The organism is Cryobacterium sp. PH31-AA6 (assembly GCF_030063195.1).
Lineage (GTDB): Bacteria > Actinomycetota > Actinomycetes > Actinomycetales > Microbacteriaceae > Cryobacterium.
Genome location: NZ_JASISS010000021.1, coordinates 1 through 12,919, shown reverse-complemented (window position 1 = coordinate 12,919; position 12,919 = coordinate 1). Strand labels below are relative to the sequence as shown.

Sequence of the window (12,919 nt, the reverse complement as noted above, 5' to 3'; positions counted from 1 at the left end):
TCCCGTGCATCGAGCGAGCTGTCATCCGTCTCATAGGCCGACCTTCACCGCGATGGATTCCTCTTCCCAGACTTTTGGGCTGTGCGTCGCGTTGTGGCTCCAGAAGGGGCGATCCACGATGAAGCGAGTGACACTCGGCTGGTCGGGGATCGATTGCCCGGCACCCGCCAGGATGAGCACGATGTCCACTTTGAGCCTGACGTCGATAACCCGACTCACCCGGTCCACCATGTCACGGTGCCGCTGGTTTATCGGAGCGCTGAGCAAGACAACATCATCGACCAGGGTTCCGGCATTCACCGCGCGCGCCACCACCTCGCCGCCGTAGCTGTGGGCGAACACCGTATCGAGATGTCCTCCCCCGACACCATCGATCCACCGCGCGAGCCGATCGGCGGCCTGCGCGCGCTGTCGCTCGCTCAACGCGCCCGACCAGGAGAACTCACCGCCACCGCGGTACAGGTCGTGGCGGTGGAGTCCCGCCACATACTCGAAGTAGTCGCCGCCCGGGTACCACCAATCGCCCTTCCAGCCCAGTGTGCCGTGCACCATCGTGGAGGTGTGCTGGCGAATGCTGCCGGGCCGCGGCCGCGGGGACTCCTCCTCAGGTGAATCGCCCGGCTCGACGCGCTGCAGCTGCGCCGCGGCGGCGATCTGCCGCACAATCGGGTCGGCAGACTTCTGGGCCAGGCGCACCCTCACCTGGGCCACGCTCCACACGACGGCGTCCAGACTCGACGCCTCCCAGACGGTCCGAACCTTGTCCAACGTTTCCTCGACTCTTTGGCGCCAGGCCAGACCGCGCCATTCCGACGGCACAAGGCCGGCGACGTCGTCGCTCCAGAACAGAGGACTCTCCGTGAGCGCGCGACCCTCAACATCCAACAGTTGCCACACCGCGAAAACAATCTCGGCGGGCACCGCGGTCGGCGCAAGCTTCATCGTGCCCAGGAGGCTGACTGCCGCCGTGACCGACTCGCGCTCGAGTGCGCTGCTCAGCCCGGCGACCAGAAAGGCGAGCCGCGGCGACGCGTCGGCGCGTTCGTTGAGGTCCCGCCAGGCCGTTGCGCGGGCCTCCGCGGCAGTCCACCCCGACTCGACCATCTCCGCAAGGTAGAGAACCTCCCCGTCGAGTGGTCGTTGCACCAGTGGTCGTGCGCCCTCGGCGAAGGCCGGGTTGAATCCGAACCAATCGAGCGCGCCCGGGAGCAGGATGGACGAATCGCCGCTCTCCACAGGCCCCAGTTCGTCGAGGGTGCCGGCAATCGCGAATCGCGCCGCGTTGGTGCCTTCGAACCGCGGCTCCTCAGAAACCGACTCGGGACTGCTGTGAACCTCGAACGTCTCCAAGTCCTCGTCCACAGAAGCCTCCAGCAGTCGCCACCGGTCATGACATCCGCGCGAAAGTCATGGGACCGACTCAGACAAGTCGGTCGGTCGTGTTCCGAGTGTGGCACTACTCATCCGAACCCACGGATACCGAACCCCCGCACGTGTCGAGGGATAATCGAACGATGATGACTTCCTGCATTCTCGACATCTGCGATGGTTCGTAGCCGTGTCGGAGATGTGGCAGGTGGTCCTGAGCGTCATTGCCGGCCTGGTCCTGGTCTGGCTGGTGCTCGTCCTTATTCTCTGGCTCGAGCAACGCAAACATCCGGGCCGTGCGTCGCTCACGGACCTTCTGCGGCTCGCGCCCGACGTGGTGAGATTGCTGAAACGCCTCGCCTCCGACCGAACGGTGCCGGTCGGGGTGCGGATCTCGTTGGGCATCCTCATGGTCTATCTGATCTCCCCCATCGATCTCATCCCGGACTTCATCCCCGTGCTGGGCTACGCGGATGATGCGTTGGTGGTCGCGATCGCTCTCCGGTTCGCGACCAGGCGGGCGGGGCGCGACGCCGTCACGAGACACTGGCCGGGGACCCCGAACGGCCTGGCCGCCGTCCTGCGCCTGGCCGGGCTGCCCGCCTCCGGCACCGGAGGGTGAGCGCGTAACCGGCGGAGCTCGACCCAGCGACCGCGATCGCCGACTCAAAACAGACCCTCATTTGCCCAGATCTCCACGCCGAGCTCCTGGTCGGCCTGCTGTTGACCGCCGGGCCGCGCTTGTGGCCGGCCCGCGTGGCCCGAGCTTTGAGGATTCTCAGATGGATCGGCATGGAGTCTGCCTTGTTGACAAGACGCATCGCTACGCTGACCCCGGCATAAGGAGGACATGCGGTGGATGGACTCGACGCGCTGTGGGCGACCGATATCGTGGATGGACCCGTCATCATTGTCGTGTTCACGCTCTCGGCTCTGGCCCTGGTGTACCTGCTCTTGCGCCCGCCGATCCGGCGCTGGGCGCTGACAACCCTCATCGCCGTGTCGGCTGGGGCTCTGGTTGCGGTCCTGATCTGGTTCGTCACGGTACGCACCTTCAACCTGTTCGGGATGTCACTCGGACACGGGACCTACCTGTGGCTGGCGGCCACCTGCGCGGGCATCAGCCTGGCAATCGCCAATCTGTGGAGAGCGCGACGGTTGCGTCGGAGCGTTTCGGCGGCCGCGGTTGTCCTCTTCCTCGTTGCGGGCACACTCGGCATCAACGCCGGCTTCGGCCTGGACCGAACGCTGGGTTCGCTGCTGGGAATCAGCACCTTGAAACCGATCGCCCTGACGCCTCCCAGCGGGGCGCCGACCGCGAGTCACCCGGCCGGACCGTTGTGGCGCAACTGGACGCCCCCTGCTGGGCTGCCCAGTGCGGGTACCATCGGCACGCAGGTCATCCCAAACACGATTTCCGGGTTCTCGTCGCGGCCGGCCGGAATCTACCTTCCGCCTGCCGCCCTCGTCCCCGATGCCCCTGCCCTACCTCTCGTCGTCATGTTGATGGGACAGCCCGGAAACCCCGACCCCGAGTACATCGCGGCCACCCTTGACCGCGCCGCAGCACGACACGGCGGACTTGCACCGATCGTGATCGTTGCGGACCAGCTGGGCGACCCCGGCCTCGACCCCCTCTGCCTGGATACCGCGGCCTACGGTCGAGCGGAAACCTTCCTCACTCAGGACGTCGTGAACTGGGCCCGGGAGAACCTCAACATCATCCAGGACCGCCGTTATTGGACCATCGCCGGCTATTCCAACGGCGGCCAGTGTGCGGTCTCCCTCGCGGCCAAACACCCGGACCTCTGGTCGAACGTCATCGACATTTCCGGTGAGGAGTTCCTCGGTTCGGAGATCCAGGCTGCCACCCTGCGGGACGTCTTTGGCGGCGATCAAGCGGCATATGACGCGCAGAAACCGATCAATCTCCTCGCCGGCCACCACTACCCCGGCACCGTCGCGGTGTTCACTGTGGGGTCCGACGACACGGGCTTCATTCCCGGCCAGCGGCTCCTCGCCGCAGCCGCCGAGAAGGCAGGCATGGCGGTGACGTACTGGGAGTCACCGAACGGAGGGCATGTTCTCCCCGCCCTCACCGACGGGCTCGACAAGGCTTTCCAGGTGTTGTACCCCCAGCTCGGCCTTGCTCCGCCCACAGCGCGGTGAGCCGAGCCGTGACCAAGAGGTCCATTCCGCAGTGCACGTGTGCGTGGAGCACGCTCTGTCGAGATGGATCCGCCTAGAGTGGAGGCCGTGGTGGACCACTGAAAGGGGCAACCCATGAGCGACACGTTCAGCAAAGAGGAAAAGGCTGCGATGAAGGCCGCGGCCGCCGAAGCAAAAGCAGCAAAGGCGGGCGCCGATCTGGAAGAAGCCTGCCTCGCTGCCATTGCCGAAATGTCGGGCACTGACACGGAGCTCGCCGAGACCCTGCACCAGCTGGTCAAGAGGCACACGACCTTGGCGGCGAAGACGTGGTACGGCATGCCTGCGTACGCGAACGCTGACGGGAAGGTTGTTGTGTTCTTCCAGAGCTCCGCCAAATTCAAGGTGCGCTACGCCACGATCGGTTTTCAGCCGGATGCCAACCTTGACGAGGGCAACCTCTGGCCGACCTCTTTTGCCGTGACCAAGCTCACCGCCGCCGACCAGAAGAACCTGGTCGCACTGTTGAAGAAGGCCATCGGCTAGACCTCGACGCGAACCCGGAGACTGCCCACGACGAAGAGCAGGTTTCCGCTGATTCCGACGGCGGTATGGATGTGCTCGTAGTGCTGAACGAGGGTGCGGATCGTGACGAGATTCATCCGGGGTTCCAATCAGCGTTGCGGCCCAGCCTCACGCCGCTGCCCTCAAAACGAGCGTACCGTCCCGGTTTCGGTCAGCCCATCGGTGACGCGCAGGTGAACCCGCCCACCGTGACCTTGCGCGACCACACCAGCTGGCTTAGATTCACTGCCATGGGCAAGGTCGAGGTTCAGACCACTGCCACGGGCGCAACGTTGACCGCGTGTGGAGTGGCGTTTGCTGCGGCCCGCGTCCTGGGGTTCGTGCGGGGTGCGCCGTGAGCGGCGCCGAAGTGCCGAGCGGGTCCGCGAACGAGGAGGCCGCCGGCCCGCTGCCGGACTCCGACGCGACGAGCGGGGTGCGGTTCACGCCCGAGGTGCTCGACAGCACCACCATCGCGATACCGCTGTTGCAGGTGATCAAGCGGGAGTTGGAAGCGGCTCGCACCGAGCAGGGCTACCGCCCACCCATCCTCGACGTGATGATCGACCTCAATCTCGAATATCCCGATGGCCGCGAGGAGGCTCGTGACCAGGTGGTCAGGCTGATCGACACTGCTATCAAGCAGGCTGGCGTGGACAAGGCCCAGCAGGGAATCGACCCGGTCAGTCCGGTTGGCAATCAGTATGTGGTGGCGCAGCTTGAGCCGCAGGTCGTCAGCACGCTGGCGAGGCTCGACCGCGGGCATCCTCGCGAAGGGCCCAGAAGGGTTCAGCGCGGAGCCATCTTTAGGATCTGGCCTGATTTTGAGGTGCGGAAGCTCACCAATAAGTCGGTCAGCACGGTGAAGGCGGACGCTGCCCGCGTTTCGTTCTCTGCGTTCGGTGAGGGGATCGTCTGGGCGGTGGTGGATTCCGGGATCGACGCCCGGCATCCGCACTTCAAGACCTACGAGAACCTCGCACTGAAACAGCCACTGCGTCATCACGACTTCACCGGTGCCGGCCCAACGGACGACGTCGGCGGCCAGGACACCGCTCTCGTCGACGACTTCGGACACGGTACGCATGTCGCCGGAATCATCGCGGGCGCCAGCTATACCCGCGGGTCCGCCCCCGCGGCCGGCAGCGGCGGCTCATCGAAGACGACCGGCACCCCGATCGTGGGTCACATCCACGCGATGGCGAAGCGTCGGGACGAAGAGGGCGAGACGACCTACGTACCGCTGGAACTCACATCCATCACCGGGATGGCCCCGAAGTGCAAACTTGTCAGCCTCAAGGTGCTGGATGAGAAGGGGACCGGACGCGTCAGCCGCATCGTCGCCGCGCTTCAGGAGGTTCAACGCGTGAACGCGTACGGCAGGAACATCCAGATCCACGGTGTGAATCTCAGTGTGGGGTACGAGTTCCAACCCGAATGGTTCGCCTGCGGGCAGAGTCCGTTGTGTGTTGAGGTTGACCTGCTCGTGCGGTCCGGTGTGGTCGTCGTGGTTGCGGCGGGTAACACGGGCTACGGCTACAACAGAGACCTGTCGAAGGGCGCCGTCGCCGCGGGTCTCGACCTGACGATCAACGACCCGGGAAATGCCGAGCGGGCGATCACTGTTGGCTCGACGCACCGGGAGGCGCCGCACGTGTACGGGGTGTCGTACTTCTCGTCGAAGGGCCCGACCGGCGACGGCCGCCTCAAGCCTGACCTGGTGGCCCCCGGGGAGAAGATCATGTCCTGTGCGGCAGGAGCGCCGAAGGCTGTGGCACTGAGGGCGGCTGATACCCAGGAATGCGACTATGTCGAGGACAGCGGCACCAGCATGGCGGCTCCGCACGTGTCTGGCGTCATCGCCGCGTTCCTCTCGGTTCGGCACGAGTTCATCGGCAAAACCGACGAAGTGAAGCAGATCTTCCTGTCGACGGCCACCGACCTGAACCGTGACCGAAACTTCCAGGGCCACGGCCTTGTCGACCTGATGCGTGCAATCCAATCCGTGTGAAGGGTGAAGTAATGGTTGAGAAGTCGGGGTTCGAGTACTTCGAGGTGCAGTTCACGAAGTCGGGCGACGTGCACGACCGAGACGAGGTCACGGCCCTGAAGAAGCACCTGGCGGCTTCGAACACGACTGATCTCCTTGTGCTCGCTCACGGCTGGAACAACGACATGGCCGAGGCGCGAGGGCTGTACGAGGGCCTCCTCTCACAGCTCCGAACGGAACTGCAAGCGCGGCGGATCGCCGGCGCCCCGAAGAACATCACCGTGCTCGGACTGCTCTGGCCCTCCAAGAAGTTCGCCGACCTGAAGCTGACCGCCAGTGGCGCCGCCGGCCTGGCGAGTTCCGTCACGGATGACGCCCTTCTCCAGCAGTTGGAGCAACTGGAGCTGCTGCTCGACGACCCGTTGCAGACACCGTCGATTGAGTCTCTCAAGGCCCTGATTCCACGGTTGGAGGACAGCCCGAAAGCCCAGCGCGAATTCGCGGACCTGCTTCGCGCGGCCCTTGTCCCCGAGGCTGATCTCCGGGAGGGTGACCTCCCCGACGGGGTGAAGGAGGGTGAAGCGGAGGATGCCTCGGACACGTTCTTCTCGCTTTCCGGCTCCGAGCTGATGGATCGACTGGCGAAACCGGTGGAGCTCGACGCCGAACCACCGGCGGCCGAACCCAGCGGGTTCGACGCCATCGGCGGAGCCACTCGACTGGGCACGGACGATGTCGGGAGTGCGGCCGGCCTGGGAGATTTCCTGAGCGGTATCAAGGCGGGTGCGAGCAATCTCCTCAACTACGCCACCTTCTATTCCATGAAGCAGCGCGCCGGCACCGTCGGTCAACGGGGCGTCAATTCGCTGCTCCGCGAAATCGCACAGGACCACCAGGCCGTGCGGATCCACCTCGTCGGCCACAGCTTCGGCGGCAGGCTGGTGACAGCAGCCACGGCGGGACCGAACGAGGGGTCCGCACTCGCCCCACGGTCGCTCGTCCTGCTCCAGGCCGCGTTCTCGCACAACGGCTTCGCCGAGAACTTCGACGGGAAGGGCCGGAATGGAGCCTTCCGCCGAGTGGTCTCAGCCGGGCTGGTGCATGGCCCGATCGTCATCACCCATACTCGCAACGACAAGGCTGTGGGTGTGGCGTATCCGCTGGCTTCCCTCATTTCAGGAAGCGACTCGGCCGGACTCGGCGACGAGAACGACCGTTTCGGAGGAATGGGACGAAACGGAGCGCAATTCACTCCAGAGGCCGAGAGGGACAACCTCCTGGACGCGGATGGCAGCTATCAGCTCCACCGCGGACGCGTCTACAACCTGCGCGCAGATTCGGCGATCTCCGGCCACAGCGACATCACGGGGCCCGAGGTGGCCCATCTGCTCCTTGCCGCTATCGCCGCCGGTTGAGTCGACCTGCACCACGTGCGTCGTGCGTCGTGCGTCAGATAACGAGGGTCTGGTCGACAAGGCCCTGGGCGACTTCGGACAACATCACGCGGTTACTGCGAGCATGATTCCTGATCAACGCGAATGCTTCCTCCATCGAGACTCCGCGAGTATGCGCTAGCACTCCTTTGGCTTGCTCAATCACGACTCGGGAGTTCAACGCGAGCGTCAGTTGTTCCCGCACCGAATTGCTCTCTCGCACTGTGCGTTCCTGCAGAATCCCGATCGTGGCTACATCGGCCAGCGCCTGGGCGGCCCGCACATCCTGCGTACGCAGGGCGCCGGGGATATTGGACAGCAGGTTGAGGGTGCCAATTGTCGTTTCACGAAGCCGCAACGGAATCGCATGGACCGCAGCGAACCCCTGCTCCCGCGCACTATCCCGAAACCGCTGCCACGCGGGCGGGCTGTCCTCCACGTCCGGCAGGGAGACGACGGATCCGGTGCTGAAGCACTCCACGCACGGGCCCGCCTGAGCGCTCAGTTGCATCACTTCAACGAGCCGGCTGGCCTCGCTGGTCGAGGCGACGACTTCGAGCTCGCCGTCTTCGTCGGCCAGGAGAATGCCGGCCGCCGCAATGTCGAAGAGGCTGGCGCAACTCTCCACCAATGTTTGTAAGAGATCCACGACGTCGTAACCGGCAACAAGAGTGTCCGCGAGGGTCGCGAACGTGTCGATCAAACGGTCCTCTCTTGTTTCATCAATCATGAGACCCCTCGATCCGGTTTTCCTTTACCGCGAAACTCAATCGCCGGTCGATGATCTCCTCTGAGATCTCCTGCATGGATCGGCCAACGGCGAAGGCATGGCCCTGGATGACCAGCCGGGCGTCGAGGGCAGAAATTCCCAGTTGGGACAGCACCATCCCGGTGGCCTGATGCACTTCACGATGAGAAAATTGTTTGCGAGTGTCGGCTTCGCCCTCACTGTCGCTCTGGGACAGCCTGATCGCTCGAGAGAGCACCAGTCGGCTGACGATGGTCGCGAGGTCTGAAGTGCGCCGAATATTCAGATCGCTGAGCTGACTGGGCCGACTCGTGTAGAGGTCGATCGCCCCGATGCGTAAGGGTCCCAGTGACAGGGGAAAAGCGAAAAGCGCACCCAGGTCATCGGCGATGATTGCCTCCGAGAACGCCGGCCATACCCGGTTCGGCCGTTCGCGGATATTCGGCTCAAGAACCGGCACCCCAGATTCAAGTGCGTCCCAACACGGGCCCTCACCAAGATCGAATTGCAGTTCGTCCAGTCGAAACGCTTGGGCGTTGCTTGCCGAAATTGTTTCCGCCTGGAGAAAATCACCGAACGTCGAGATGGACAGCCCGTCCACGGGCAGCACCCCCAGAAAAGGCTCATAGAGGCGTGACTCATTTCCCGCCAAAGCGGTCAACTCTTCCTCGGCCACCGCAAAACGTTCAGGCATCGCAATCCCTCCCACGATTCCTGCTAATTCTCCTTTTCCGACCTGTCCACGTCATATCCCGAACCTACTCCGCCACGTCCGGATTGGGAGGCCCCTGGTCCCCCGGATATTCACGCCGGGGGCGTCGGCGCCGAATCCGCACACTCAGGCGGATGGGAACGACGCGATTCAACTCCACGGCCCCCACACAGAAGAGATCGCTCCTGAGGATTCTCACGAGCGATCTCTTCGGTGTTTTCGGTTATCTTTCGACCGAGTGAGTCGTGCCTGTCACGACCGCCCGACAAAAGCGGTCGGCTCGGTGACCTTCAGTGCGCGGAAGCCGCGCAGACGGAGGCTGTTGCTCACGACGAAGACCGATGACAGCGCCATGGCGGCTCCGGCGATCAAGGGGTTGAGCAGTCCGAGCATGGCGAGCGGAATCGCGGCCACGTTATAGGCGAACGCCCAGAACAGGTTCGCCTTGATCGTGCCGAGTGTGCGCCGGGACAATCGGATCGCATCCGCTGCCGCCATGAGGTCACTGCGAATCAGGGTCAGGTCACTCGCCTCGATCGCGACGTCGGTGCCGGTGCCCATCGCGATGCCGAGGTCGGCTGTGGCGAGCGCGACCGCGTCGTTCACGCCGTCGCCGACCATCGCCACGACCCGGCCCTCTGCCTGCAGCGCGCGGATCACTTCGGCCTTTTCGGCGGGGAGCACCCCTGCCCGCACGTCGTCGATGCCGATCACGGCGCCGACGCTGCGAGCCACGGTCTCGTTATCTCCGGTCAGGAGTACCGGGGTGAGGCCGAGGCGGCGGAACTCCACGATTGCCGCGGTGCTGGTGTCCTTGACGGTGTCTGCGACCGCGAGGATGCCGCGAGCCTCTCCGTCCCAGGCCACCGCGACCGGGGTCTCGCCCCTGGTCTCGCTGGCGGCGAGCGCCGCCTCGAGTTCGGGCGGGAAGGCGATGCCCCACTGTTCGGTGAGCCAGTGCGGCCGCCCGACGACGACGGCGCGGCCGTCGACAACGGCCTGGACGCCGAGTCCGTCTGCCGAGGCGAACGACTCCGCTTCGGGGAGTGGTCCGACCCGGTCTCGCGCTCCGGTGACAATGGACTTCGCGATCGGATGTTCGGAGCCGGCCTCCGCCGATCCGGCGAACCGGAGCAGTTCCAGCTCGTCGAGTCCGGTCATCGGGACGGTGGCGACCAGGGTCATCCGCCCGGTGGTGACGGTACCGGTCTTGTCGAGCACGATGGTGTCGACGCGGCGTGTGGATTCGAGGACCTGCGGGCCCTTGATCAGGATGCCGAGCTGCGCGCCGCGGCCGGTTCCGACGAGCAGGGCCGTCGGGGTGGCCAGTCCGAGTGCGCAGGGGCACGCGATGATCAGGGTCGCGACGGCGGCCGTGAAGGCGACGACGGGGCTGGCCCCGATCAGGAGCCACACGACGAGGGTCGCGAGGGAGAGTCCGATCACGATCGGAACGAAGATCGCGGAGACCCGGTCGGCAAGTCGTTGTACGTCGGCCTTACCGGTCTGGGCCTGTTCGACCAGGCGCCCGAGTTGGGCCAGCTGGGTGTCCGCACCGATCTGGGTGGCCCGGATCACGAGTCGGCCGCCCGAGTTGAGGGTTGCACCCACCACGGAGTCGCCCGGCCCAACCTCGACCGGGACCGCTTCGCCGGTGAGCATGCTCGCGTCGATCGCCGACGCGCCATCGACGACGACACCATCCGTGGAGATCTTCTCGCCCGGGCGCACGACAAACTGGTCGCCGACCACGAGGGAGGCCGTCGGCACGATGACCTCGACGCCGTCACGGAGAACTGCCGTCTCCTTGGCACCCAGTTCGAGGAGCGCCTTGAGCGCTGCGCCGGACTGTTTCTTCGCGCGGGCCTCGAAGTACCGCCCGGCCAGGATGAACACGGTGACCGCGGACGCGACCTCGAGATAGATTTCGCTCGCTCCCCCCCCAGCGTGAGCGGTGAGGCTGAAGGTCATTCGCATGCCCGGTATTCCGGCAGTTCCGAAGAAGAGCGCGAACAGTGACCATCCCAGGGCGGCGAGAACGCCGAGGCTGATCAGTGTGTCCATGGTCGCGGCGCCGTGCCGGAGGTTGATCCACGCGGCGCGGTGGAAGGGCCATGCGCCCCACACCGCGACCGGAGCAGCCAGGGTGAGGGCAAGCCACTGCCAGTTGGTGAATTGCAGCGGAGGGATCATCGACATTGCCGCCACGGGCACGGTCAGGATGATCGACAGAATGAGGCGACGCCGAAGGCCCGCCACCTCCAGGTCCTGTTCGCTGGGCGCGTCGATGACCGCCGTTTCGGGCGGGTGCGGCCTCTCGGCCGAATAGCCGGTGTCCTCGATGACGGCGATGGCCTGTTCGAGAGAGGTGCCCTCCGGCAGATAGACGCTGGCCTTCTCGGTCGCGTAATTCACGGATGCCTCGACTCCCGGCATCCGGTTGAGCTTCTTTTCAATCCGTGTCGCGCAGGATGCACACGTCATCCCACCCACGAGGAGGTCGACGCGTTCGACCGTCATCGGGTCTCAGCGACCAATTCATAACCCGCTTCGTCAATCGCCGCAGCAACGGCCGAGCGATCGAGCGTTGCGCCGGCCACAGTCACGACTGAGACGCCGCCGGGCACCAGGGAAACGGTCACGTTCTCGGGGCCGGCAAGTTTGCCCAACTCCTTGGTCACGCTTGCGACGCAGTGCGAACACGTCATTCCGGTCACCTGGAAGGTGTTGGGCGATTCTTCGTTCGGTGTGGCTGCGTTGACGGCCGTCGTGTGCGAGTGTGTGCCGCAGGCGCAGGATGCGTCGGTCAGACCCAGGTCTTGGCGAGTGGTTCCGTGCATGAGATGTACTTCCTCTCGACCCGTGGGGTGTGCCCAAGGTCTATTCTCAACTGCCCGATCGGGCTTACCTGGAGTATACCCCTATGGGGTATTAAAACGGTGCGCGCGGAGAACGCATTCGGCTATGAGCGAACGAGACGCTTGATGGCGTCGAATGCTTCCTGGATTTTGGCGTCGGCTTCATAACCACCCTTGACCGCGGCCTCAACGACGCAGTGACTGAGGTGATCATTGAGCAGGCCGAGCGCAACCGACTGCAGGGCACTTGTCATGGCCGACACCTGGGTGAGGATGTCGATGCAGTATTTGTCGTCACTAACCATGCCCTGCAACCCGCGCGCCTGGCCTTCGATGCGCCGCAGCCGCTTCAGATAGTCGTCCTTGTTGGAGATGTACCCATGCGGGCCACTGTGCTCGTCAGGACCGACCGACGTCTCGCTCACGGTTGTCATTTCATTTTCTCCCATTGAATCTCTCAAGCCGCATACCCCCCTATGGTACAGGGTCAGCTGGTTTCACCTGGGGGTCACCTCTCAGGGAATGGGGAGTGATCGCCCTCTACACTCAACACACGACAGTCGTGAAAGTACGACTCAGGCGAGAGGGGTCTGCATGAGAGCGACTAACTCGTCCTGTCGCCCGCTCGCCGCCACCCTGCTGCTCTTTGTCGCGCTGGCGTTCGCCATCGTGCTCAGCGGGTTGGCGGGTGCTCACGCCACAATGTTGAGTCCCGCGGGCACTGCGCACCATTCCGAGCTGACGGCCAACACGACGTCGGCAGATTCACTGGAGGTCTCGCCTTCCGGGTCGATTATCTCTGCTGATCGCGCTGACGCACCATTTGAACCAGACTTCGGCGAAACGTGCCCAGTCGGATGCACTCTGGGCTCTGCCTGCACCGGAAGCTTGGCCACGCTCTCTGTGGCAGCGACGACGCACGCGACCCCGGCCCGTGTCATGGACCTCGAGAGCGCACCCCATGCCGATGGCTCATCGGCACAAATTCTGCCGCCCGCCAGGCCACCCTCTCTGACCGCGCTATCCATCAGCCGAATCTGATCACACACAGCGACACGAACCAGCTCCAGTTCACGTCCGCGTTTTTCCCTCGACATC

At 64.6% G+C, this 12,919-nt stretch carries 11 protein-coding genes; 5 read left to right on the top strand and 6 right to left on the bottom strand.

Annotated elements, in window-relative coordinates; translation table 11 throughout:
- Positions 1 to 30: 30 nt before the first annotated feature.
- Positions 31 to 1,362: an alpha/beta hydrolase gene (locus QMG61_RS13190; protein WP_283494786.1), complete on the bottom strand. Its 1,332-nt coding sequence runs from the start codon at positions 1,360 to 1,362 to the stop codon at positions 31 to 33.
- Between the two features lie 205 nt (positions 1,363 to 1,567).
- Here QMG61_RS13190 and QMG61_RS13185 point away from each other — a divergent pair, with 205 nt between their 5' ends.
- The 5 genes from QMG61_RS13185 to QMG61_RS13165 all read left to right on the top strand — a co-directional run bounded on the left by QMG61_RS13185 (position 1,568) and on the right by QMG61_RS13165 (position 7,485).
- A complete protein-coding gene (locus tag QMG61_RS13185) occupies positions 1,568 to 1,990 on the top strand; it encodes a YkvA family protein (protein WP_283494841.1) in 423 nt (140 codons plus the stop codon).
- Positions 1,991 to 2,223: 233 nt separating this feature from the next.
- Entirely contained in the window at positions 2,224 to 3,537 is a 1,314-nt protein-coding gene (locus QMG61_RS13180) for an alpha/beta hydrolase (protein ID WP_283494785.1), read from the top strand.
- 114 nt (positions 3,538 to 3,651) lie between these two features.
- Positions 3,652 to 4,062 (top strand): hypothetical protein, encoded by a 411-nt coding sequence (locus tag QMG61_RS13175; RefSeq protein WP_283494784.1) that lies wholly within the window; start codon positions 3,652 to 3,654, stop codon positions 4,060 to 4,062.
- A 373-nt stretch (positions 4,063 to 4,435) separates the two neighbouring features.
- Positions 4,436 to 6,091 carry a S8 family peptidase gene (locus tag QMG61_RS13170; protein ID WP_283494783.1) on the top strand — a complete coding sequence of 552 codons (1,656 nt, stop codon included), beginning with the start codon at positions 4,436 to 4,438 and terminating at the stop codon, positions 6,089 to 6,091.
- A gap of 11 nt (positions 6,092 to 6,102) precedes the next feature.
- A complete protein-coding gene (locus tag QMG61_RS13165; protein WP_283494782.1) occupies positions 6,103 to 7,485 on the top strand; it encodes a hypothetical protein in 1,383 nt (460 codons plus the stop codon).
- Between the two features lie 34 nt (positions 7,486 to 7,519).
- On the opposite strand, the gene QMG61_RS13160 is transcribed toward QMG61_RS13165, so the two are convergent.
- The 5 genes from QMG61_RS13160 to QMG61_RS13140 form a co-directional block, all read right to left on the bottom strand.
- On the bottom strand, positions 7,520 to 8,233 hold the full coding sequence (locus QMG61_RS13160; protein WP_283494781.1) for a GAF and ANTAR domain-containing protein: 714 nt from the start codon (positions 8,231 to 8,233) through the stop codon (positions 7,520 to 7,522).
- The gene (locus QMG61_RS13155) at positions 8,226 to 8,945 is read right to left on the bottom strand and encodes a GAF and ANTAR domain-containing protein (protein WP_283494780.1); all 720 of its coding nucleotides are present in this window, start codon (positions 8,943 to 8,945) and stop codon (positions 8,226 to 8,228) included. Before QMG61_RS13155 ends, QMG61_RS13160 begins: the two co-directional genes overlap by 8 nt.
- 270 nt (positions 8,946 to 9,215) lie before the next feature.
- On the bottom strand, positions 9,216 to 11,483 hold the full coding sequence (locus tag QMG61_RS13150; protein WP_283494779.1) for a heavy metal translocating P-type ATPase: 2,268 nt from the start codon (positions 11,481 to 11,483) through the stop codon (positions 9,216 to 9,218).
- Positions 11,480 to 11,803, bottom strand: coding sequence for a heavy-metal-associated domain-containing protein (locus tag QMG61_RS13145; protein WP_283494778.1), 324 nt, complete (start codon positions 11,801 to 11,803; stop codon positions 11,480 to 11,482). The genes QMG61_RS13150 and QMG61_RS13145 overlap by 4 nt, the downstream gene beginning before the upstream one ends.
- A 122-nt stretch (positions 11,804 to 11,925) precedes the next feature.
- A complete protein-coding gene (locus QMG61_RS13140; protein WP_283494777.1) occupies positions 11,926 to 12,255 on the bottom strand; it encodes a metal-sensitive transcriptional regulator in 330 nt (109 codons plus the stop codon).
- Positions 12,256 to 12,919: the final 664 nt, after the last annotated feature.